General features: G+C 72.1%; 15 protein-coding genes. 9 read left to right on the forward strand and 6 right to left on the reverse strand.

The window, feature by feature from the left end:
• A partial coding sequence (locus ABZT17_RS34240) for an aldo/keto reductase (RefSeq protein ID WP_356354793.1) occupies positions 1-597 on the forward strand: 597 nt, incomplete at its 5' end.
• Here ABZT17_RS34240 and ABZT17_RS34245 read toward each other — a convergent pair.
• A complete protein-coding gene (locus ABZT17_RS34245; RefSeq protein ID WP_356354795.1) occupies positions 598-1,416 on the reverse strand; it encodes a phytanoyl-CoA dioxygenase family protein in 819 nt (272 codons plus the stop codon).
• Between the two features lie 64 nt (positions 1,417-1,480).
• On the opposite strand from ABZT17_RS34245, the gene ABZT17_RS34250 reads away from it, so the two are divergent.
• Together ABZT17_RS34250 and ABZT17_RS34255 are read left to right on the forward strand one after the other, a co-directional pair.
• Positions 1,481-2,386 (forward strand): helix-turn-helix domain-containing protein, encoded by a 906-nt coding sequence (locus tag ABZT17_RS34250; protein WP_356354797.1) that lies wholly within the window; start codon positions 1,481-1,483, stop codon positions 2,384-2,386.
• Positions 2,387-2,780: 394 nt separating this feature from the next.
• A complete protein-coding gene (locus ABZT17_RS34255) occupies positions 2,781-4,637 on the forward strand; it encodes an RICIN domain-containing protein (protein ID WP_356354798.1) in 1,857 nt (618 codons plus the stop codon).
• Between the two features lie 27 nt (positions 4,638-4,664).
• On the opposite strand, the gene ABZT17_RS34260 is transcribed toward ABZT17_RS34255, so the two are convergent.
• The 3 genes from ABZT17_RS34260 to ABZT17_RS34270 form a co-directional block, all read right to left on the reverse strand.
• Complete coding sequence (locus ABZT17_RS34260) at positions 4,665-5,918, reverse strand: arsenic transporter (protein WP_356354854.1); 1,254 nt, start codon at positions 5,916-5,918, stop codon at positions 4,665-4,667.
• Between the two features lie 82 nt (positions 5,919-6,000).
• Positions 6,001-6,711 carry a DUF4232 domain-containing protein gene (locus tag ABZT17_RS34265; RefSeq protein ID WP_356354799.1) on the reverse strand — a complete coding sequence of 237 codons (711 nt, stop codon included), beginning with the start codon at positions 6,709-6,711 and terminating at the stop codon, positions 6,001-6,003.
• A gap of 118 nt (positions 6,712-6,829) precedes the next feature.
• The gene (locus tag ABZT17_RS34270; RefSeq protein WP_356354800.1) at positions 6,830-8,185 is read right to left on the reverse strand and encodes a serine/threonine-protein kinase; all 1,356 of its coding nucleotides are present in this window, start codon (positions 8,183-8,185) and stop codon (positions 6,830-6,832) included.
• Positions 8,186-8,204: 19 nt separating this feature from the next.
• Here ABZT17_RS34270 and ABZT17_RS34275 point away from each other — a divergent pair, with 19 nt between their 5' ends.
• Positions 8,205-8,774 (forward strand): RNA polymerase sigma factor, encoded by a 570-nt coding sequence (locus ABZT17_RS34275; RefSeq protein WP_356354802.1) that lies wholly within the window; start codon positions 8,205-8,207, stop codon positions 8,772-8,774.
• A gap of 21 nt (positions 8,775-8,795) precedes the next feature.
• Here ABZT17_RS34275 and ABZT17_RS34280 read toward each other — a convergent pair whose 3' ends face one another.
• Positions 8,796-11,168 (reverse strand): SpoIIE family protein phosphatase, encoded by a 2,373-nt coding sequence (locus ABZT17_RS34280; RefSeq protein WP_356354804.1) that lies wholly within the window; start codon positions 11,166-11,168, stop codon positions 8,796-8,798.
• A 254-nt stretch (positions 11,169-11,422) separates the two neighbouring features.
• On the opposite strand from ABZT17_RS34280, the gene ABZT17_RS34285 reads away from it, so the two are divergent.
• The 5 genes from ABZT17_RS34285 (at position 11,423) to ABZT17_RS34305 (ending at position 22,237) form a co-directional block, all read left to right on the forward strand.
• Positions 11,423-14,527, forward strand: coding sequence for a glycoside hydrolase family 2 TIM barrel-domain containing protein (locus tag ABZT17_RS34285; RefSeq protein WP_356354805.1), 3,105 nt, complete (start codon positions 11,423-11,425; stop codon positions 14,525-14,527).
• A gap of 222 nt (positions 14,528-14,749) precedes the next feature.
• The gene (locus tag ABZT17_RS34290) at positions 14,750-15,688 is read left to right on the forward strand and encodes an ABC transporter ATP-binding protein (RefSeq protein WP_356354807.1); all 939 of its coding nucleotides are present in this window, start codon (positions 14,750-14,752) and stop codon (positions 15,686-15,688) included.
• Positions 15,685-17,049: an ABC transporter permease gene (locus ABZT17_RS34295; protein ID WP_356354809.1), complete on the forward strand. Its 1,365-nt coding sequence runs from the start codon at positions 15,685-15,687 to the stop codon at positions 17,047-17,049. Before ABZT17_RS34290 ends, ABZT17_RS34295 begins: the two co-directional genes overlap by 4 nt.
• Before the next feature lie 4 nt (positions 17,050-17,053).
• Entirely contained in the window at positions 17,054-19,810 is a 2,757-nt protein-coding gene (locus ABZT17_RS34300) for a bifunctional YncE family protein/alkaline phosphatase family protein (RefSeq protein WP_356354810.1), read from the forward strand.
• Between the two features lie 183 nt (positions 19,811-19,993).
• Positions 19,994-22,237, forward strand: coding sequence for a glycoside hydrolase family 9 protein (locus tag ABZT17_RS34305; protein ID WP_356354811.1), 2,244 nt, complete (start codon positions 19,994-19,996; stop codon positions 22,235-22,237).
• Between the two features lie 24 nt (positions 22,238-22,261).
• Here the strand turns inward: ABZT17_RS34305 and ABZT17_RS34310 are convergent, their stop codons facing one another.
• The gene (locus tag ABZT17_RS34310; RefSeq protein ID WP_356354813.1) at positions 22,262-22,762 is read right to left on the reverse strand and encodes a hypothetical protein; all 501 of its coding nucleotides are present in this window, start codon (positions 22,760-22,762) and stop codon (positions 22,262-22,264) included.
• Positions 22,763-22,782 lie beyond the last annotated feature (20 nt).

A 22,782-nucleotide genomic window follows, 5' to 3' on the forward strand; every position in this document is an offset into this window, starting at 1 on the left:
GTAGCCGTGGTCACCGGCGCGGCACGCGGAATCGGGGCCGCCACCGCCGTACGACTGGCGGCGGAGGGCCGGGCGGGCAAGGTCCGCTACATCGGGGCCAGTTCGATGTTCGCCTGGCAGTTCTCCAAGATGCAGTACACCGCCGAGAGGCACGGCTGGACCACGTTCGTGTCCATGCAGAACCACTACAACCTCCTCTACCGCGAGGAGGAGCGCGAGATGCTGCCCCTCTGCGCCGACCAGGGCGTCAGCGCCCTGCCGTGGAGCCCGCTCGCCCGAGGCCGGCTGACCCGCGACTGGGGCACCGTCACCGAGCGCAGCGCCAACGACGACTTCGGCAGCCGTCTCTACTCGGACGGCGACCGCACCATCGTCGAGGCGGTCACCCGGATCGCCGGCGACCGCGGTGTGCCCCGCGCGCAGGTGGCCCTGGCCTGGCTCCTGCACCGGGACACGGTGGCGGCCCCGATCGTCGGAGCCGCCAAGCCGCGGCACATCGAGGACGCGGTGGCCGCCGTGGAACTGGAGCTGAGCGACAAGGAGATCGAGGAGCTGGAGCGGCCGTACGCCCCGCACCCGATCGTCGGCCACAGCTGATCAGTGGGGTCCGTGCGGTGCGAACTCCGTGCCGCACGGACCTGCCCCCTCGCTCTCCGCCAGCGCCACCCGCTCACCGTTCATCGACAGCGTGCGGTAGTAGTGCCCGATGCGTTCCGCGGAGCGCCCCACGTAGTGGCCGATGAACGAGCGCCGGAAGCGATCGGCCGTGCGGTTCGGCTGCGAGCCGTGCACCAGGCTGCCGTTGAAGAACAGGACGTCGCCGGGTGCCATGTCCACCGGCACGGTGGCCAGCCCCTCCGGCGGCGCCACGTACTCCCGCGCGAACGACACCGCCGCGTCCGCCTCCTCGGGGCAGAACAGGTCCATCAGATGGGTCCCCGGCACCACTTCGAGCCCGCCGTTGTCCCGGTCGATGACATCGCACGCCACCCACGCGGCCACACAGGTCCCCGGCTCCACCCGCAGATAGAAGTTGTCCTGGTGCAGCGCCTGTCCCCGGGCCCCCGGCGGCTTGAAGTAGAACATGCTCTGCGCCGCCAGCACCTCCTCCGCGAGCAGCGCCTCCAGCACGCCCCGCAGCCGCGCGTCCAGCAGCACCCCGCGCGCGACCTCGTTGATCTCGTGCGGATGCATCACCCGCGGATACGCGGCCAGCGGATCGTCGCCCGCCCGCGGCTCGAAGTGCCCCGGCACCCGCCCCGCCGCGTGCAGCGCCGCGAACTCCTCGCGCAGGCGGTCGATCTCGTCGTGGCCGAACAGCCCGCGCACGACGGTGAACCCGTCCTCCCGGAACTGCCGCAGACCGTCCCGCGTCAGGACGGACCCGTCGGTGGCCTCGATGTCCAGGGCTGTCATGCGTCCCCTCCTCGCGCGGTGTCCTCTGCCCCTGAAACGCTAGGCTCCCGCGCTCCGAAGGAGGATGCCCGTGGACGCTGACGCATTGCCCGGCACTGCTGCGCCGCCACCCGGGCTGGTGGTGATCGGGCACTACGACCAGCCCCAGGGGTACGCGATCAACCGCCCGCACGGAGCCGAGAGCTGGCTCGTCCTCTGGACGACCGGCGGCCTTGGCCGAGTGCGCCAGGGGGCGACGGAGACGAGCGCGGGCCCCGGGGACCTCGTCGTGCTCGCCCCCGGCAGGCCGCACCACTACGCCGTCGAACCGGGCGCCCCCGCCTGGCGGTTCTGGTGGGTCCACTGCCAGGCGCGGCCCTCCTGGATCCCGTGGCTGCGCCCGTACGAGACGGGCGACGGGCTGTACGCGGTCACCCCGACCCCGGCCGGCCTGCACGGCCGTGTCGATGCGGCGTTCCGGCGGATGCTCGCCGACGCCCGCTGGACGGGCGACGAACCACCACCGGCGGCCGCACCACCGCACGACCGCGTCGCCGTCGCGCACACCGCCGCCGCACGTGAACTCGCCCTGTCCGCACTGGAGGAGGTGGTCCTGCTCGCCACCGCCTCCGCGCGGCCCCCGGTGCGCCGGCACGGGGTCGACGCCCGGGTGGGGCGGGCCGAGGCGCTCATCGCCGCCGATCCGGGCGCCCCGCACACCGTCCGCTCCCTCGCCGCGAGCGTCTCCCTGTCGCCGTCCCGCTTCGCCCACCTGTACACCCAGCAGACGGGCCAGTCCCCGATGCGGGCGCTGCGCGCGGCACGGCTGCGGCATGCCGCCCGGCTGCTGGAGGGCAGCGATCTCTCCGTCGAGCGGGTGGCGGCGGCCTCCGGCTTCGCCAGCCCCTTCCACTTCAACCGGGTCTTCCGGGCCCGCTACGGTGTACCGCCCGGCGTGTACCGGGCGGGCGGGCCAATGGTTGAGGAGTGAACCGGCGTACGCCGGCGCAACCGGCAGCGCGTCTGGTGGGGAGGTCGCTCAATGGTTTTCGTCCGGCGCCCCGGCCCGGCGGCGGGAAATCCCTTTCCCGTGGATTGACGTTTCGTCAAAATCTGGTGGCCCGCACGCACCGCACAAAACCGCGAGATCTCTTGTTAGGCATCCCTGACCTGTGCAAAGGTGTGCACCGTCGGTGCACAGACAATGCATATTCCCCCTGTGCGCGCGAGGCGTCCCCCGTACGTCCCCGAGCTCCAAAAGAGCTGCCCCAGGCGGGCGTTCGAGATGCCGAATCCTGTACGACTGGGCCTCGTCGCGGTGACGACGGGTCCCCATACCACTTGGTATGGACTTTATGCCGCATGGCCCCGGAAGGAATGCAGCCGTGAAAGACGCCGGCCTGTCGAATTCCCCCAAGCCCGACCGCCGGTTCGAGGTGACGGACGAACAGCTGAGCGCCGAACTCAAGAAGTGGACGGGATCGACGCCCGCGCTGCAGCCCGTCGGTGAACTTCTCGACCGGCACTGGGAGGCGGGGTTCGCGTACGCCCGGCTGTGCACCGACGGCACCCCTTCCGCGGGCATGCTGACGACCGCCGCGTTCACCCGGCTCTTCGGCGAGACACTGCGGCAGAACGGCCCCACCTCCGCCTGGCGCCCCCAACTCCTGGTCACCGTGCGGCGCATCGCGGCGGAGTGGGACAACGACCACCGACGCGAGCACCTCCACCCCGAGCTGCGCTCCGGCGGCGCCGGCGGGGACCGTGTCGCGGCCCTTCTGCTGCCGCACTCCGACCGGCGGCTGCTCTCCGGCGCCTTCCAGCGGCTGCCCCAGTCCGCCCGCTGCCTGCTGTGGCACGTCGAGGTCGAGGCCGAGCCGATCGAGATACCCGGCGGGCTCCTGGGCCTGGACGCCGAGGACGCCCGCATCGAACTCGGGCGGGCCCGCGACCGGCTTCGCGAGGAGTGCCTCCAGGTCCACCGCGAACTCGCCCCGGAGCAGGAGTGCCGCCGCTACCTGCGCATGCTCGACGTCACCTACCGGCGCGGCGGCCTCGACGTCGACCCCGACCTCGCCGAGCACCTCGCGCGCTGCAAGCACTGCCGGCACACCGCCGACCAACTCGCCCAGTTCAACCACGGACTGGGCCTCGCCCTGGCCGAGGCGGTCCTGGGCTGGGGCGCGCAGGCCTATGTGGAGTCCCGGATCGCCGGTCCCGTCGAGGGCGGCGCCCCGCTGCCCCCTCAGGTGCGGCCGCGGGTGATGCCGGGCGAGCCGTTCTTCGCGCCGGCCGGTGAGTCCTTCGCCGCGCCGCAGCCGGCCTCCGCACCCGACGGCCGTGGCGCCTCCCGGCGCTCGGACCGCACGGCCGCCCGGCGTGCCGCCGCCCGCAGACGCAACCTCGCCGCGGCCGTCCTCACGGTGAGCGGCCTGGTCGTCCTGCCGCTGGTCCTGTGGTCCGTCCTCGGCTCCGGCGACGGACACACCACCGCCGACGGCGGCCACCCCTCCCAGACTCCCAGCACCGGCAAGGCCACCGCGAGCGGCAACCCGTCGTTCATCAGCGCCGGCGAGGCCGCGCAGGGCGACGTCCAGGGCCGGCTGCACAACCTGGACTCCGGGCTCTGCATCGCCGTCGTCGGCAAGAAGGCCGTCAAGGGCGCCGAGACCGACCTCGCCTCCTGCTCCACGGACAACACCCAGCAGTGGCGGTACGAGACCGACGGCCGGCTGCGCAGCGTCGCCGACCCCGACCTCTGCCTCGACTCCCACCTCGGCTACTCGGTCGTCCTCGCCCCGTGCGCGAGCACCAACCAGAAGAACATCCGCTACGACTTCACCCTCCAGGGCACCCTGGTACCGCGCTGGAACCAGGACCTGGGCCTGACCCCCGCCGCGACCGACGGCTCGGGCGCGCTGGTCGTCAAGACCCGCGCCGAGGGCAACGTCCAGCGCTGGGCGTTCGACACCTCGAAGGCCGACCTCCAGATGCAGGTCGTCAACTGGGACGCCGAGACCACCCCCTTGCCCACCGCGAGGGCCACGCCCAAGTCCTCGAAGAAGCCGGCCGCCACACCGACCCCGTCGGCGAAGCCGAAGACCGCGGCCCCCACGCCGAGCGCCTCGGCCCCCGCGAACACCTACTGCTACTACAACCCGTCCTACTGCGGCTGGGGCGGCGGTGGGTGGGGCGGCGGTTACGGCGGCGGCTACGGAGGGTACGGCGGCTATGGAGGTTAAGGCGGCGGACGGTACTGACCGCCCGCCTCAGCCGACCACCTGCAGCGACAGCCACAGCGCCGCCACGGCCGCCACCAGCGCGGCCGGGGTGGCGAGCAGGCCGAGCCGGGTGAACTCCCCGAGGTCCACGTCGTGTTCGTGCCGGTGCACGATCCGCCGCCACAGCAGGGTGGCCAGCGACCCGGCGTAGGTCAGGTTCGGGCCGATGTTCACCCCGAGCAGCACCGCCAGCACCGCCCCGGGGCCGCCCCCGGCGGTCAGCGGCAGCAGGACCAGCACCGCGGGCAGGTTGTTGATCAGGTTCGCCAGTACGGCGGCGAGCGCGGCGATCCCGAGCAGCGCGAGCGGGCCGGAGCCGGAGGGCAGAACGTGGTCGAGGGTGTCCGCGAGGCCGTTGTCGACCACCGCCCGTACGACGATCCCGAGCGCCAGCACGAACGCCAGGAACGCCGGCGACGAGGCCCGCACCACCGACAGCGGGGTCGCCCCGCGCCGCAGCAGCGCGCGGCCGGCCAGCACCAGCGCCCCCGCCGTGGCCACCCACACCGGCTCCACCCCGACGGCGGAGGCCACGACGAACCCGGCGAGCGTGCACCCCACGGTGACCAGCGCGAACAGGGGCAGCTCGGGTGCCTCGCCGAGGTCGGGGGAGTCGGCGGTGGTGCTCAGGTCGTTTCGGAAGAAGCGCCGGAAGACCAGGTACTCGGCGCCGATCGCCACGAGCCACGGCAGGGCCATCAGGGCCGCGAACCGGATGAAGCTCAGCCCGCTGGTCTCGAACGCCAGCAGGTTCGTCAGATTGGAGACGGGCAGCAGGAGCGAGGCCGTGTTCGACAGATGGGCGCAGGCGTAGAGGTGCGGCCTCGCGCGGACACCCGCGCGGGCGGCGGTGGCGAACACCACCGGCGTCAGCAGCACCACCGTGGCGTCCAGGCTGAGCACGGCCGTGATCGCCGAGGCCAGCACGAAGACCGCGGTCAGCAGCCGCACCGGGGAGCCCGCCGCCCGGCGCGCCATCCACGCCCCGCACGCCTGGAAGAGTCCCTCGACGTCGCAGAAGTGGGCCAGCACCAGCACCGCCGCGAGAAATCCGACCACCGGCCCGAGCCGCGCCGCCTCCTCCCGGGCGTGGTCCAGCGAGATCGCCCCGGTGGCGATCACGATCCCGGCGGCGGGGACGGCGAGCACCGCCTCCGGCAGGCCCTTGGGGCGCAGTACGGCGAAGGCGAGGACGGCGGCGAGGAGGACGGCGGACAGCGACTCGGCGAGCGGGGTGTTCAGGGCGGGGTCCTTCGGGGCGGAGTGGCGCGGGTTCGCTCAATGAAAACAGGTCGAGGTGAGCAGCCCGTAGGACCCCCGCCGCTCAGGCGCCGGTGCCGGGGGCGAACACCGTCAGGAACACCGACGAGGCGTTGCCGGACACGGGTACCTGACCGCCTGCCCAGGTCACCTTGAGGGAGTCCCGCTCGTCCGGCGGAGTCACCAGGAGCGCCGCCGGAGTCGCCGGGTGGGCTCCGCTGACCTCGGGGTTGGAGAAGGTCAGCCCCGCCCAGGCGCTCCGGCCCGGCGCCAGCGTCACCGTCGTGGGTGTGCTGCCCGACTCGCGCTTCGGGTCCGGGCCCAGCTGCTTGCCCGAGCCGTCGACGAACGCGGCACCGGGGTAGCCGCGTACCGTGCAGGTGCGGGAGGAGGCGTTGGTCAGCACGATCGGGAAGTTCTCCTGCCCGGCCCCCGGGTCGTTGCGCCCGACCGTCGCCCGCAGCTCGGAGGTGTGACACCGGCTCGACGCGCCGGCGGTCGTGGACGTGCCGCCCGTGCCGCCCGTACCGCCGCTCGTGCTGCCCCCCGTGCCGCCGCCCGACGTGGAGGCGCCGGAGGAGGCGGACGTGGGCGCCGATGCCGGCGGGGAGTCGCTCGTACCGCCACCGGTGGCCGGCGCGGCCGTGCCCGGCAGGGTCGACGGGGAGCTCGCGGAGCCGCTTCCGCCGCCCCCGCACGCGGTCAGCAGACCCAGCATCGCGACCGACCCCGCGAACAGGGCCGCCCGGTGGACGGAGGATGGGTTGTTCGCCATGTTCCTCAACACTCCCGGAGTTTCCACGCACCCGCCACCGCGCGTGCGTACGGCGCTCTGTGCCCCGTCATGTATGTCCGATGCGCGCGGGCCGCAAAAAGTTCTGAACCGCTTCGGATCATTTTCCGAGGCGTACGGACGCGAGCAGACGGTCGGCCCCGGCCGGGCCGTGTTCCCGGATCTGTACGTACACCCGGGGCTGCCCGCCGCCCTTCGCGGAGGCGAGCGCGGCCTCGGTGACGGAGCCGCCCGGGCAGTCGCTCCAGGTGCGGACCCTGCCGTGCCAGAGCGAGCCGTCGTAGGCACGGGCGCCGTCGTAGCGGCAGCCGGGGTGGCTCAGCGCGTTCACCGCGGCCGTGAGGTTCCCCCGCCCGCTCAGGCCGACGAAGACGCCGTTCACGTCGGCTCTCGGGTTCTGCCACTTCGCCAGGTCGTCCGCGACGACGAACCCCGGCTCATGCCCGGAGGGCAGCCCCAGCGCCTGCGGGTCCCACCCGGAGTCGCGCAGTTGGCGGTCCCACGCACGGGGGACCTCGGCCATGACCCGGCCGGTGCTGTCGGCGACCCGGACCTCGGGAGCCGGGGCGGACCGTTGCGTCAGTGCCAGGGGCACGGTGACGGCAGCGAGCACCGCGAGGACGCCGGTGAGGGCGAGGGCCCTACGGCGCGGCCGGCGCCGGTAGCCGGGAGCGGAGAGCCGTTCCAACTCCTCCGCGAGGGCCTGGGCACCGGGCCAGCGCCGTCCGCGGTCCGGTTCCAGGGCCCGCATCAGGGCGCGTCGGACCTCCGGGTCCAGGCCCGGACGCAGCCGGTCGGGCCGTACGACCCTGCCGGGCTCACCCGGCACCGTCCCGGTGACCAGGTGGTAGCCGAGCGCTCCCAGGCTGTAGACGTCGGCCCGCGCGTCGATGCCCGCCCCGGCCTCGGCCTGCTCCGGCGGCCGGTAGCCCGCCGAGCCCGCGGCCTGGGTGAGCCCGGACGCCTGCGCCAGGCTCTTGGCCAGCCCGAGGTCGGCCAGCAGCACCCGCGAGCCGCCGGCGGAGGAGGAGCACAGCAGTACGTTGCTCGGCTTGATGTCCCGGTGCACGATCCCCGCCTCGTGCAGGGCCGCGGCGCCCCGGGCCGCCGACGCCGTCAGCCGCAGCGCCTCTGCCACGGGCAGCGGACCGTCGGCGACCAGCTCGGCGAGGGTGCCGCCGTCGGCGTACTCCATCACGAAGTACGGTCTGCCGTCCGGCAGTTCACCGATGTCGAAGACCTGCACCACCCGCTGGGAACCGGTCCTGCGCAGCATCCGCGCCTCGGCCAGGAAGCGCTCCCGGACATCGAGCCGGTGGGACCAGTTGTCGGCGAGGACCTTGACCGCGACCGGTGCCTGAAGCTCGTCGTCGTGCGCGAGCCAGACCGTGCCGAACGCGCCGGAGCCCAGACGCCGTTCCAGGCGGTAGCGCCCGATCCGCTCGACGGAGTGCATACGACTATCATGCCTGGTCGTGGAGCCATCCCGAGCAGAGCACCTGGTCGCGCCCGTCGAGGAGCTGGCTCGCGGCGCCGCGGCGGGGGATCGTGCGGCGCTGGAGGAGCTGCTCCAGGTGATCGGGCCCGAGGTGCTGCGGCGCTGCGGACGGTTCCTGCCCTGCCGGGAGGACGCCGAGGAGGCCGCTCAGGACGTCCTGCTCCAACTCGCCCGGAAGATCGGCACGTTCGAGGGCCGCAGCCGCTTCAGCACCTGGCTGCACACCGTCGTCGCCAACTGCTGCCGGCAGAAGTACCGGGAGCTGAGGCGCCGGGCCGCCGAGCAGCCCGCCCCGATCGACGACGACCACCGGGCCGACCCGCGCACGACCAGCGTCATCGCGGGCTCCCGGCTCGACCTGCTGGACGCCCTGGACCGGCTGGAGCGCGAACACCCCCGGCTGGTCGAGCCGTTGGTGTACCGCGACATCTGCCAGCTCGACTACGCCGAGGCGGCCGAACGGGCGGGCATTCCCCTCGGCACCTTCAAGTCCCGCCTGCACGAGGCCCGCAGACACATCAGGCCCTGGCTGGCGGAAACGCCCTGACGGAGGGGGCGCGGGCCCGTCTCAGTCGTCGAGCAGGCCGATCTCCGCCCAGATCGTCTTGCCCTCCCCGGTGTGCCGGCTGCCCCAGCGCTGGGTGAGCTGGGCGACCAGGAGCAGTCCCCGGCCCCCCTCGTCCCAGGTCTTGGCGCGGCGCAGGTGGGGGGCGGTGTGGCTGGTGTCGGAGACCTCGCAGATCAGCGTGGTCGCGTCATGGATCAGCCGCAGCCGGATCGGGTGGGCGCCGTACCGGATCGCGTTGGTGACCAGCTCGCTCACCACCAGCTCGGCGGTGAACGCCGCCTCCAGCAGCCCCCAGGCGTCCAGCTGGGCCACGACCTGCTTGCGGATCGGCGCGACCAGCGCCGGGTCGGCCGGGATGTGCCAGGTAGCGACCTGCGAGGCGGGCAGGCCGCGGGTACGGGCCAGCAGCAGCGCCACGTCGTCCTGGGCGCCGCCCGGCGGCAGCAGGGCGTGCAGGACACGGTCGCAGGTCTCGTCCAGCGAGTCCGAGTACGTGGCGAGGGACTCGCACAGCAGCTCGTGACTGGCGTCCACGTCCCGCTCGCGCGACTCGATCAGACCGTCCGTGTAGAAGGACAGCACGCTGCCCTCGCGCAGCTCCAGTTCGGCCGACTCGAACGGCAGCCCGCCCAGGCCCAGTGGGGGACCGGCGGGCAGCTCCACCCGTTGGGGCGCGCCTCCGGGCACCACCACCACCGGCGGCGGATGCCCGGCGCGGGCCAGCGTGCAGCGCCGGGACACGGGGTCGTACACCGCGTACAGACAGGTGGCGCCGACCTCGCCCGGGCTGCCGTCGTTGCCGGCCTCCGCGGACAGCCGTACCACCAGGTCGTCCAGGTGGGTGAGGAGCTCGTCCGGGGCGAGGTCGATGTCGGCGAGAGTGCGTACGGCGGTGCGCAGCCGGCCCATGGTGGCGGAGGCCTGGATGCCGTGGCCGACCACGTCCCCGACGACCATCGCGACCCGCATCCCCGACAGCGGGATCACGTCGAACCAGTCGCCGCCCACCCCGGCGCGGGCCGCCGGCAGATAGCGGGAGGCGGCGTCGACGGCGGCGGTGCGCGGCAGCGAGCGGGGGAGCAGACTGCGCTGCAGGGCCAGGGCGGTCTCGCGCTCGCGGGAGAAGCGACGGGCGTTGTCGATGCAGACGGCGGCCCGGGCGGTGATCTCCTCGGCCAGCAGCACGTCGTCCGGTGAGAAGGGGTCGGGCCGCCTGAACCGGGCGAGGACCGCGACGCCCAGGGTCAGTCCGCGGGCCTGGATCGGCACCGACATCGTGGAGTGGATGCCGTACTCCTTGACCCGGTCGGCGCGCGCCTTGTGCCAGCTCAGCCACTGGTCGAGCGCGCCCGAGGAGATCGACGCGACGATCGTGCGGCCGGCCAGCAGGGAGTCGGCCTGGGGGGAGCCCGCGGGGTACTCCTCCACCTGACCGGGCTTGAGGATGGCCTCGGGCGTGCCGGGGTTGACGGAGTTGTGCGCGGCGCGGCGCAGCGCGATCGGGGCGGTCAGCCGCAGCGGGGGCTCGCCGCCGTGTTCCTGGAGGTCCAGCAGGTCGACCCTGACCAGGTCGGCCAGGGCGGGCACGAAGACATCCGCCAGCTCCTGCGCCGTACGGGTGACGTCGAGGGTGGAGCCGATGCGCACGCTCGCCTCGTTGACCAGCTGCAGCCGCTCCCGGGCGAGGTAGTTGTCGGTGAAGTCGTGGGCGGCCAGGCACACGCCCCGCACCCTCCCCTCGCCGTCCGTGAGCGGCGCCATCCGGGCGAGCCACGCGTGCGCGTTGTCCTCGCCGCCCGTGCGCATGTACGTCTGCACGTCGAGCGGGCGTCCGGAGGTGAGCACCCGCAGCATGTGCGCCTCCAGCTCCTCGCTCTCCGGCTTGCCGCCGATCTCGGACAGGCGCAGGCCCCGCACACGCTCCTCGGGGAGCCCGATCGTCTGGGCCATGGCGTCGTTGACCCGCCTCAGCCGCAGCCGCTCGTCGTACACGGCGACGGCGCAGGGCGACTGGGTGAGCACCGCGCCCGCCAGCGGATCGTCGGGCGAGTGCGGGGCCCTGCCGTCCAGCGGGGTGAACAGGAGCCAGCGGGCGGCGCTGTCGTCCCGTGACGGCCGGTGATGGGCGAGCAGCCAGACCGCCACCTCGCGGCCCTCGCGATGGCGCAGCGCGACGGTGCCGTCCCAGCGGGGGCCGGCGGGCGCGAGGACGTCGCGGTCGACCAGCAGGTCACGGGCGGGACCGCCCACGACCTCGGCGGCCGACCAGCCCAGCAGCCGTTCGGCGCCCGCGTTCCAGTCGACCAGCGTGCCGGAGTCGTCGACGACGGCCCGGGCCGTGTCGGCATCGTCGAACGGATACTCCGGGCTCATCGGCGCCACTCCATCGCGAACACTCACAGTGAACCGTGGGTCACTTCCGTTCCAGCCTAGTCCGTCGGTCTTCCGCGCGGACGGGAACCCCTCGACCGCGGGGTGTGAGGGTCAAGGGGGATTTCCGGCCGTTGTGACCTCTGGGACAGAAGGGAGTCCCCGCACCCTTGACGGGCTTGAGTGGCTCACCGTCAGAATCTGTGTGTTCACGATCAGTTGTGAGTACTTCTGGGCCCTGATGAGGGAGAGCCGCCATGACGGTCACTCGCAGATCGGTTCTGCTCGCCTCCACCGCCGCTCCCGCGGCCGGGGCGCTCCTCGCCGCCCCGGCGGCACGGGCCGCCGAGGCCGCCGGGAGCACCTCCGGGCGCCGCACGGTGGCCCTGCGGGACGGCTGGCGCTTCGCGCTGGTCGACCCGGGCGGGATCACCGATCCGACCGGCGCGTACACGAACGCCCCCGACCCCGGCTACGACGACTCGGCCTGGCGCGAGGTGGCGGTCCCGCACGACTGGAGCATCGAGCAGACCCCCACCACCGAGAACGGCACCACCAGCGGCACCGGCTTCTTCCCCGGCGGCCTCGGCTGGTACCGCCTCGCCTTCACCCTGCCGCCCGAACTCGCCGGCAAGCGGATCTCGGTGGAGTTCGACGGCGTCTACATGGACTCGTACGTCTACTGCAACGGCACCGAGGCCGGCCGCCACCCCTACGGCTACACCGGCTTCGCCCTCGACCTGACCGACCTGGTCCACACCGACGGCACGACCGAAAACGTGCTCGCGGTCAAGGTCCAGAACCGGCTGCCCAGCAGCCGCTGGTACTCGGGCAGCGGCATCTACCGCGAGGCCCGCCTGGTGATCACCGAGCCGGTGCACGTGGAGCGCTGGGGCACGTACGTCACCACGCCGGACATCACCGACGAGCGGGCCGTCGTACGGGTACGGACCTCCGTGGCGAACGAGTCGGGCGCCACGAGCGAGGTCGAGGTCGAGGTCCGGTCGAGGGTCAGGGACCCCGACGGCCGTACCGTGGCCCGCGCGGCCACCACGGTCGCCGTCACCGGCACCACGGCCGAGACCCACGAACTCACCGTCCCGAAGCCCAGGCTGTGGGACTTCGACACCCCCGAGCACCGCTACACCCTGGAGACCGAGCTCCGGGTCGGCGGCCGGACCGTCGACGTCCACCGCACCTCCTTCGGTATCCGCGGCTACCGCTTCGACCCCGACGAGGGCTTCTTCCTCAACGGCACCCACCACAAGATCAAGGGCGTGGACCTCCACCACGACCAGGGCGCCCTCGGCTCGGCGATCAGCGTCGACGCGGTCCGCCGGCAGATGACCATCATGAAGTCCATGGGCGTCAACGCCTTCCGCACCTCCCACAACCCGCCCTCGCCGCAGATGATCGAGGTCTGCGAGGAGCTGGGCATCGTGATGATGGTGGAGGCCTTCGACTGCTGGCGGACCGGCAAGACCAAGTACGACTACGGCCGCTTCTTCGACGAGTGGTGCGAGAGGGACGCCACCGAGATGGTGCTCGCCGCCCGCAACTCGCCCGCCGTGGTGCTGTGGTCCATCGGCAACGAGATCCCCGACTCCACCACCACCGCGGGTCTCGCCATGGCCGACCGGATCATCGGCGCCATCAAGGCGGCGGACGGCACCCGGCCGGTCGTCATCGGCTCGAACAAGTACCACGGACTGCCGGCCACCGGCTCCCCGGCCGACCTGATGCTCGCCAAGCTGGACGGACTCGGCCTCAACTACAACACCGCCAAGTCGGTCGACGCCCTGCACGCGAAGTACCCCGGGCTGTTCCTCTTCGAGTCCGAGTCGTCGTCCGAGACCTCGACCCGCGGCTACTACCAGGAGCCCGAGCACCTCAACACCGGCGAGAACCAGACGCCCGGCAGACGAGAGGTCTCCTCGTACGACAACAACCTCTCCTCCTGGACCATGAGCGGCGAGTACGGCCACAAGAAGGACCGGGACCGGAAGTGGTTCGCGGGACAGTTCCTGTGGTCCGGCATCGACTACATCGGGGAGCCGACCCCGTACAACATCTTCCCGGTCAAGGCGTCCTTCTTCGGCGCGGTCGACACGGCCGGATTCCCCAAGGACATGTACCACCTCTTCCGCAGCCAGTGGATGAGCGAACCCATGGTCCATCTGCTGCCGATGAGCTGGAACCACGAGGACGGCGCCACGGTCGAGGTCTGGGCCTACTCCAACGTGGAGAGCGTCGAGCTCTTCCTCAACGGCCGGTCCCTCGGCACCCGGTCCTTCGACACCAAGAAGACCACCGACGGCCGCGCCTACCTGGAGACCACCGAGGCGACCGGCGACGACAAGACCTTCACCGGCGGGCCCTACCCGGGCAGTTACACCAGTCCCAACGGCAGCGCGGGCAAACTCCACCTGACCTGGAAAGTGCCGTACGCGCCGGGGGAGCTGAAGGCGGTGGCGCGGCGCGAGGGCAAGGCCGTCGCCACCGATGTGCTGCGGACCGCCGGCCGGGCGCACGCCGTACGGCTCACCGCCGACCGCGGGTCCCTGGCCGCGGACGGGCGCTCGCTGGTCTTCGTGACCGCCGAGGTGGTCGACGCGCACGGTGTGGTCGTGCCCGACGCCGGGGACCTGCTCACCTTCGAGGTGAAGGGCGGCTTTCTGGCCGGGCTCGACAACGGCCGTGAGGAGAGCGCCGAGCGGTACCAGGCCAGCACCCGGACCGCGTTCCACGGCAAGGCGCTCGCGATCGTCCGCTCCGGCACCCGGGCCGGCGGTCTGAAGGTGACCGCACGCGCGGACGGGCTGCGGCCGGGTACGGCGACGGTCCGCACCACGCCCGCCCGCGCGGCCGCGACGACTCCCGCGCCCCTCTTCGGACCCGACCACCCCGCTGCGCCGAACTACCCCTACGCGGACGCCAGTTACTCGGGCCGCCCCGACACCCTCCCCGCCGCCGTGCTGGACGGCGACGCGACCACCGGCTGGTCCAACGCCTTCGCCAAGTCGGCCACGGCCCTGCTGCCCGCCTTCAGCGGGGCACGCGAGAAGGACTGGGTCTCCGTGGACTTCGGACGCTCCCGGGCCCTGGCCCGGGCGGAGGTCTCCTTCACCGTGGACGCGACCCACAGCCTGCCGGCGTCGATCGAGGTGGCCGTGTGGGACGGGCACGCGTACGTCCCGGCCACGGGCGTCTCGGTCGACTGGGCGACCGCCTCCGACACGCCGACCGTCGTCACCTTCGACGCGGTGACCGGCTCGAGGCTGCGGCTCACCTTGACCAGCGCCCGGCCCGGCCAGGCCGCGGGCGCGGTACGGATCAGCAGGCTGGAGGTGCCGGCCGGCTGACGGACACGGACCCGTGGGGCTCGGGCCCGTCAGGCGGAGCCCAGCCCCACCCGGGACGACACCGCGAGGACCGGTTCCGCCCGAGTCGGGCTCGGCGTCGGTCACCCCTGCTCAGGACTTGTCGATGACTTGACGATTCGTTCCATGGGAGTTCAGTCAGCCGTCCGTGTCCGGGATGTGTGTCGTCTCTAGGGTCCCTTGGGATTGCGGAGGAAGGGACACATGGACGCGCTCCACGCGGTGCGGGCTCGTGGGATCACCAAGTGCTTCGGCGATGTCGTGGCACTGGACGGCGTCGACCTCGATGTGACGCAGGGTCAGATCCATGGCCTGGTCGGCCCGAACGGCGCCGGCAAGACGACACTGCTCGGGCTCCTGCTGGGCCTCGCCGTCGCCGACGGCGGACGGCTGGAGATCCTGGGGCGGCCGGTCGAGCGCGCGCTCGCCGTACCCGACGGCGTCGCCGGCTTCGTGGACGGCCCCGGGCTCTACCCGTCGCTCACCGCCCGGCAGAACCTCGCCGCACTGGCCAGGCTGCGTGGCCACGACGCGGGCGGGGCGGGCGTGAGCGAGGTGCTCGACCAGGTCGGGCTCACCGATGTCGCCGACGACAAGGCCCGCGGCTTCTCCCTCGGCATGCGCCAACGGCTCGGACTCGCCGCGGCGCTGCTGGTCAGGCCCCGGCTGCTGGTGCTCGACGAACCGTCCAACGGGCTCGACCCGGCGGGCAAACGGCATGTGCACGGAAGTCTGCACCGGCTCGCCGAGAACGGCACGAGCATCGTGGTCTCCAGCCACCGTATGGACGACGTCGAGGCACTGTGCTCCGAGGTCACCCTCCTCGCCACCGGACGCGTCGTCTTCTCCGGCCCACTGGGCAAGCTGGCCGCCGAGAACCGCGAACTCGACTACCGGGTAAGGACGTCCGACCCGGCCACCGCGCGTCGGCTGGCCGCCGGCACCACCGGTATCCGGCTCGTCGACGACGCCGTGACCCGCAAGGACGCCGAGGTCCTCGTCGTCCGCGCGCTGGTACCGGCCCTCGACGAACTCGTGGCCGGGATCGTCCGCTCGGGCGTCGCGGTGCGCGAACTCGCCCCGGTGATCTCACCGTTGGAGGCCGCGTTCCTCGCCCTCACCGAACAGCGGGAGGGCCGGTGACCACCACCGCCGCGGTCCACGCCGACAAGGCTGTCACCGCCCCCCGGGTCCCTCTCGCGCGCGGCTACCGCTTCGAGCTGGTGAAACTGGTCGCCCAGTGGCGGATCCGGCTGCTGGTCCTGGCCTGCTGGATCGCGCCGGCGCTCTTCGTCGCCGGGGTGAGCGGGCAGAGCACGCTTCCGTCCGACACCCTCTTCGGGCGCTGGATGCACGCCACGGGGTGGGCGGGACCGCTGGTGATGCTCGGCTTCGCGGGCACCTGGGCGCTGCCGCTGCTGACCTCGCTGGTCGCCGGTGACGTCTTCGCCGCCGAGGACCGGCTCGGCACCTGGCGCCATCTGCTGGTGGCGGTCCGCTCGCCCCGCCGGATCTTCGTGGCGAAGTCCCTGGCCAGCCTCACCGTCATCCTGGCGCTGGTGGCGGGGCTGGCCTGCTCCAGCGCCGCCGGCGGTCTCGCGTCGGTCGGCAACCAGCCCCTCGTCGGGCTGGACGGGCGGCTGCTGGCGCCCGGTGACGCCGCCGGCCGGGTCCTGCTCGCCTGGCTCTGCGCCCTCGCCCCGACCCTGGCGCTGTCCGCCGTCGGACTGCTCGGGTCCGTCGCGCTGGGCCGGTCCTCGATGGGGCTGCTGCTGCCCCCGATCGTCGCGCTCGGCATGCAGGTCGCCCAGATGCTGCCGCTGCCGGTCGCCGTACGCCTCGCCCTGCCCGGCTACGCCTTCATCGCCTGGAACGGCCTGTTCACCACCCCCGAACAGCTCGGCCCGCTGCTGATCGGCGTCGTCGTCAGCCTGCTGTGGGCCGTGCTCGCGACCGCGCTGGCCTTCGCGCTGTTCGTACGACGGGACTTCACCAACCCGGCCTACGACGGTTCCGGGCGCCGCGCGATCACCGTAGGACTGCTCCCGCTCACCGCACTGACCGCCCTCACGGTCACCGTGATCGCCCTGGCGACCCCGTCCATGGGCTCCGGGATCAAGCAGGACAAGGTCCAGCACTCCCTCGCCACGGCCTTCGCCCACCTCTACCGCCTGCAGACCGAGCAGCTCCACCGCCCCGCGGTCACCGAGGCCGGGCTGCGAGCCACGGCGGCCTGCGCCAAGAGCGACGGCCAGGGCGCCCAGGAGGGCGCGGGCAACGACTGGCGCTGCGTCGTCACCTGGCATCTGCCCGGCATCGCCGTCGCCGGACAGGCCGTCTACCAGCTCGACATCGGCTCGGACGGACGGTTCGTGGCCGACGGCGACGGACCGAAGGAAGTCAACGGCTACTTCCTGGTCCGGACTTCGACCGGGGACGCACCCAACCCCCTGTGGCAGTTCGACGGCAACGTCGAACTGCTCGACACCACCTCGAAGGGATAGCTCCATGCAGGTAACACGGCAGCGCCGGGTGAACGAGAAGGAGCAGGTCAACCTCTTCGGCAGACGCGTCGGCCGCCGCGCCCTCCTGGTCACCGCCGGTATCGCGGTCGCCCTCGGAGTGACGGGCACCGCGGTCGCCTCGACCTGGCAGTTCGGCACCCAGCAGGTCGCCCAGGAGACCTCCCGTGGGCAGGTCCTCCCCAGCGACCAGTACATCAAGCCGTACGGCAGCCGGACCGTCATCAACGACGGCAAGATCATGTCCTCGACGGTCAGCCCCGACGGCGGCCATCTCGCGGCCTCGGTCGCCGACGGCGACGCGGCGCTCGTCGTGCTGGACCTCGCGACCGGGCAGGTGAAGCAGAAGGTCGGCACCAACGCGGCGGACGACCTGCGCATCAAGAGCGCCTCCGTCGGCCAGGAGGGCCCGACGTACTCGCCCGACGGCACACAGCTGTGGCTCGGCCAGGCCGACGGCTACACCAAGTTCACCGTGGGCGCGGACGGCACCCTCTCCAACCCGGTGACCGTCTCCATCCCGGCCGACGGCGCCAAGCACGCGCTCGTGGGTGCCGCGGTGTTCTCGGCCGACGGCTCCACCGTGTACTCCGCCGTCAACGGCCAGAACCGGGTGGTCGCCATCGACGCGGCGACCGGAACCGTCAGGCAGAGCTGGACGGTCGGCACCGCGCCCCGGGGCATCGCCCTGGTCGGCGACAAGCTGTACGTCAGCAACGAGGGCGGACGCCCGGCCAAGGCCGGCGACACCACCATGAACTCCTACGGCACCGATGTGCCGGCCGATCCCGACACCGGCGCCGCCACCAGCGGCACGGTCAGCGTCATCGACACGGCGGACCCGTCGGCCGCCGTCGGCAGCATCGACGTGGGCCTGCACCCCACCGCCGTGTACGCCAGGAAGGGCGCGGTCTTCGTCACCAACACCGCCGACAACACGGTGTCGGTCATCAGCACCGCCCACGACAAGGTCGTACAGACCATCTCCACCCAGCCGTGGCCCGAGGCCTCGGTCGGCTACGAACCCGACGCCGTGACGCTCACCGACGACAACCGTCTGCTGGTGACCCTCGGCCGCGCCAACGCCGTCGCCGTCTACCGCTACACCTCCCCGCAGCAGCCGGCCCGCTACATCGGCCTGCTGCCCACGGACTACTTCCCCTCGCAGATCACCACCGTCGGCAGGAACGTCGTCGTCTCCAACACCCGGGGGATCGACGCCCGCAGGCCCACCACCGCCGGCGGCCACAACACCCACGACACCACGTCGAGCCTGACGCAGTTCACGCTGCCCGACGACGGCGTCATCAGGTCGCAGACGGCCAAGGTCTTCCAGCAGAACGGCTGGACGCCCGGCTCGGTCGTCACGGCCAGGGACAAGGGCCGCGCGCCGGCGCTCCCGGTCCCGCTGCGGCTCGGCGACCCCTCGACCATCAAGCACGTCTTCCTGCTCGTCAAGGAGAACCGCACCTACGACCAGGTCTACGGCGACCTGCCCCAGGGCAACGGCGACCCGTCGGTCACCACCTTCGGCGAGAACGTGACCCCCAACCAGCACGCGCTGGCCGAGCAGTTCGGGCTCTACGACAACTTCTACGACGTCGGCACGAACTCCGCCGAGGGCCACAACTGGCTGATGCAGTCGGACAACCCGGAGTACACCGAGTCGTCCGCCGGTGAGTACACGCGCAGTTACGACACCGAGAACGACGTCCTCGGCCACCAGAAGTCCGGCTTCATCTGGACCGGAGCCCAGGCGGCCGGCAAGTCGGTCAAGGACTTCGGCGAGTTCCAGTCCTTCGAGAGCAAGCCGGCCGGCGCCACCTGGCAGAACCTGTACTGCGACAGCAAGAACATGGCCGCGACCGGGGCACCCACCCAGTACCCCATCCAGACCGGCTCGGCGATCCCCTCACTGAACAAGGTGTCGGTACAGGGCTTCCCGCTGTTCGACCTCGATGTGCCGGACATCTACAAGGAACAGATCTGGCAGCAGGACTTCGAGAAGAACGGGCCGGCGAACCTGAACATGTTCTGGTTCTCCAACGACCACACCGGCGGCCCGGCGAACGCCGCCGCCGAGGTCGCCGACAACGACCTCGCGGTCGGCCGGATGGTCGACGAGATCTCGCACAGCAAGTACTGGAAGGACTCGGCGATCTTCGTCGTCGAGGACGACTCCCAGAACGGTCTCGACCATGTCGACGGCCACCGCGCCCCGGTCCAGGTCATCAGCCCGTACGCCAACCACGGCACCGTCGACAGCCACTACTACTCCCAGATCACGATGGTCCGCACCATCGAGCAGATCCTCGGGATCCACCCGATGAACCAGCTCGACAGCGCGGCCACCCCGATGTACGGCGCGTTCTCCCTGAAGCCCGACAACACGCCGTTCACCGCGCAGCCCAACCGCACCTCGCTGACCCTCGGCGTGAGCCCGCAGCCCTCCTGCGGTTCGGACACCCCGGCCCCGCAGGACAAGCAGGCCGCGGCCGCGCCGACGTCCACCGCGGTGCCGGAGGCCCAGCAGGACCTCGCGGCGCTCTGGAAGGCCTGGGCCTCCCACCAGCGGCTGACCGGCGCGCACGCCGTTCCGGACTACGCGAATCCCGAGCAGATGAACCGCTACACCTGGTACCAGACGCACCACTTCAGCAAGCCGTACCCCGGTGACAAGAAGGTCTACGCGCCCAACGACGTACCGGGCGCCTACATCCCGTCGACGGACTCCGACGGCTGATCCGGACCAACTCCGTCGCACGAAGGGTCCCCGGCCCGGCCTCGTCGCCGGCCGGGGACCCTTTCTGCGCGAACCGTTGACGGAATGTCATGTCTCGAACAGCATGGCTCGCGTCCGCATCTGGGAGCGCTCCCATCGCAAGCGCCACCGTCACGCGCCCCCACCTCCTGGAGGAGCCCAGACGTGAACCGACGCAGAACGACCCTGCTCGCCCTGCTGGCCCTGCTGTCGGCGGGCCTCACGGCCCTGCCCGCGGCGCCGGCCGCCGCCGACGAGACCGAGCAGCTCAAGAACGGCACCTTCGACACCACCACCGCCCCCTGGTGGACGACGAGCAACGTCACCGCGGGCCTGTCCGACGGGCAGCTCTGCGCCGACATCCCGGGCGGCACCACCAACCGCTGGGACGCGGCCGTCGGCCAGAACGACGTCACCCTGGTGAAGGGGGAGTCGTACCGCTTCAGCTTCAGGGCGTCCGGTTCGCCCGGGGGCCATGTGGTGCGGGCGATCGTGGGACTCCAGGTCTCGCCGTACGACACCTACTTCGAGGTGAGCCCGCAGCTCGGCGTCTCCGGGGACACCTACTCCTACACCTTCACCTCACCCGTCGACACCACCCAGGGCCAGGTCGCCCTCCAGGCCGGTGGAAGCGCGGACGCCTGGAAGTTGTGCATGGACGACGCCTCCCTGCTGGGCGGAGTGCCGCCCGTGGTGTACCAGCCCGACACAGGACCCCGGGTGCGCGTGAACCAGGTCGCCTATCTGCCGGCCGGTCCGAAGAACGCCACGCTGGTCACCGACGCCACCACCAAGCTGCCCTGGCGGCTGCGGAGTTCGGACGGTACGACGGTCGCCCACGGCTGGACCGTGCCCCGCGGGGTCGACGTCTCCTCCGGGCAGAACGTGCACTCGATCGACTTCTCCGGCTACCGCAGGCCGGGCACCGGACTCACCCTGGTGGCCGACGGGGAGACCAGCCGCCCGTTCGACATCGGCACGAGCGACTACGAACGGCTGCGGCTGGACTCGCTGAAGTACTACTACACACAGCGCAGCGGCATCGCGATCCGCGACGACCTGCGTCCCGGGTACGGCCGCGCCGCCGGCCACCTCGACGTGGCCCCGAATCAGGGCGACGGCAAGGTTCCCTGCCAGCCCGGCGTCTGCGACTACACCCTCGACGTCACCGGTGGCTGGTACGACGCGGGGGACCACGGCAAGTACGTCGTCAACGGCGGCATCGCCACCTGGGAGCTGCTGAGCACCTACGAGCGCGAACTCCTCGCCCGCACAGGGGAGTCGGGGAAGCTGCGCGACGGCACCCTCGCCATCCCGGAGAGCGGCAACAAGGTGCCCGACATCCTGGACGAGGCGCGCTGGGAGCTGGAGTTCCTGCTGAAGATGCAGGTGCCGGACGGGCAGCCGCTGGCCGGCATGGCCCATCACAAGATCCATGACGCACAGTGGACCGGTCTGCCGCTGCTGCCGAGCGACGACCCGCAGAAGCGCGAACTGCACCCGCCGTCCACCCAGGCCACCCTCAACCTGGCGGCGACCGCGGCCCAGGCCGCCCGTCTCTACCGCCCCTACGACCGCGCCTTCGCCGCCAGGGCCCTCACGGCCGCCCGCAAGGCCTGGTCCGCGGCGCTCGCCCATCCCGCCCTGTACGCCTCTCCCGCCGACGGCACCGGAGGCGGCACCTACGACGACGCCGACGCGACCGACGAGTTCTACTGGGCGGCGGCCGAGCTGTATCTCACCACGGGGGAGAAGCAGTTCGCGGACCACGTCCTCAACTCCCCGGTGAACACCGCCGACATCTTCGGCCCCCTCGGCTTCGACTGGGGCCGCACGGCGGCCGCGGGCCGACTCGACCTCGCGACCGTCCCCAGCAGGCTCCCCGGCCGCGACAGGATCCGCCAGTCCGTCGTCCAGGGCGCCGACCGCTACCTGGCCACCCTGGACGCACAGCCGTACGGGATGCCCTACGCGCCCGTCGACAACGTCTACGACTGGGGCTCCAACGCCCAGATCCTCAACAACGGGGTCGTCCTGGCGACGGCGTACGACATCACGGGAGCCGCGAAGTACCGGGACGGCGCGGTCGAGAGCATGGACTACATCCTCGGCCGCAACGCGCTGAACATGTCCTACGTCACCGGCTACGGCGAGGCCAACTCCCACAACCAGCACAGCCGTTGGTACGCCCACGAACTCGACCCCGCATTGCCGAACCCGCCCCACGGGACCCTCTCGGGCGGACCGAACTCGTCCATCCAGGACCCCTACGCGCAGAGCAAACTGCAGGGCTGCGTCGGCCAGTTCTGCTACATCGACGACATCCAGTCCTGGTCCACCAACGAGACCGCGATCAACTGGAACGCGGCCCTGGCCCGGATGGCGTCCTTCGTGGCGGACCAGGGCTGACCCCCCTCCAGGGGGTGCTGCGCCCTAGGCGCGGGCCCAGCCGCGCAGCAGCGCCTCGCGCTCCTCGCGGCGCGGGGTGCCGCCCGCCGCGTGCTCGCGGCCCCAGTCGAGCAGCTCACCGGCGGTCGAGCCGCCGTCGGTGAGCCGCTCCAGGACGGCGCGGGAGAGGTCGTACTCGACCGGCGTGTAGATACCGCCGACGGCGGGGGAGAAGACGCTCACCTCCTCCGTGCCGTCGGCGGTGTCCACCCGCACGGTGAAGGCCGGCGGCAGGATGCCGTCGCCGCTCACCAGGACGACCACCGAGTCCAGGGCCAGGGAGGCCAGCCGTCGCGCGGGGGAGCGCACGGCCACGTCGGCGGCCTCGATCCGCCGCACCTTCTCCCAGCCCCAGGAGGAGCCGTGGTCGACGCCGAGGGTCTCGACGCCGTCCCGCGTCAGCCTCACCCCCGGCGCGGCACCGACGGCCTCCGCTCCGACGTAGACGCGTTCCCCGGTGAACCAGAACAGCCCGACCATGGCCATCGGTGCCTCCCCCAACGGTG

Source organism: Streptomyces sp. NPDC005648 (assembly GCF_040605395.1).
Lineage (GTDB): Bacteria > Actinomycetota > Actinomycetes > Streptomycetales > Streptomycetaceae > Streptomyces.

What these genes read in the sequence shown, in the direction of transcription:
- ABZT17_RS34290 (WP_356354807.1), top strand. Translation starts at nt 14,750, where the DNA reads ATGGACGCGCTCCACGCGGTGCGGGCTCGTGGGATCACCAAGTGCTTC.
- ABZT17_RS34270 (WP_356354800.1), bottom strand. Translation starts at nt 8,185, where the DNA reads ATGCACTCCGTCGAGCGGATCGGGCGCTACCGCCTGGAACGGCGTCTG.
- ABZT17_RS34250 (WP_356354797.1), top strand. Translation starts at nt 1,481, where the DNA reads ATGCCCGTGGACGCTGACGCATTGCCCGGCACTGCTGCGCCGCCACCC.
- ABZT17_RS34285 (WP_356354805.1), top strand. Translation starts at nt 11,423, where the DNA reads ATGACGGTCACTCGCAGATCGGTTCTGCTCGCCTCCACCGCCGCTCCC.
- ABZT17_RS34265 (WP_356354799.1), bottom strand. Translation starts at nt 6,711, where the DNA reads ATGGCGAACAACCCATCCTCCGTCCACCGGGCGGCCCTGTTCGCGGGG.
- ABZT17_RS34310 (WP_356354813.1), bottom strand. Translation starts at nt 22,762, where the DNA reads ATGGCCATGGTCGGGCTGTTCTGGTTCACCGGGGAACGCGTCTACGTC.
- ABZT17_RS34245 (WP_356354795.1), bottom strand. Translation starts at nt 1,416, where the DNA reads ATGACAGCCCTGGACATCGAGGCCACCGACGGGTCCGTCCTGACGCGG.
- ABZT17_RS34280 (WP_356354804.1), bottom strand. Translation starts at nt 11,168, where the DNA reads ATGAGCCCGGAGTATCCGTTCGACGATGCCGACACGGCCCGGGCCGTC.
- ABZT17_RS34300 (WP_356354810.1), top strand. Translation starts at nt 17,054, where the DNA reads ATGCAGGTAACACGGCAGCGCCGGGTGAACGAGAAGGAGCAGGTCAAC.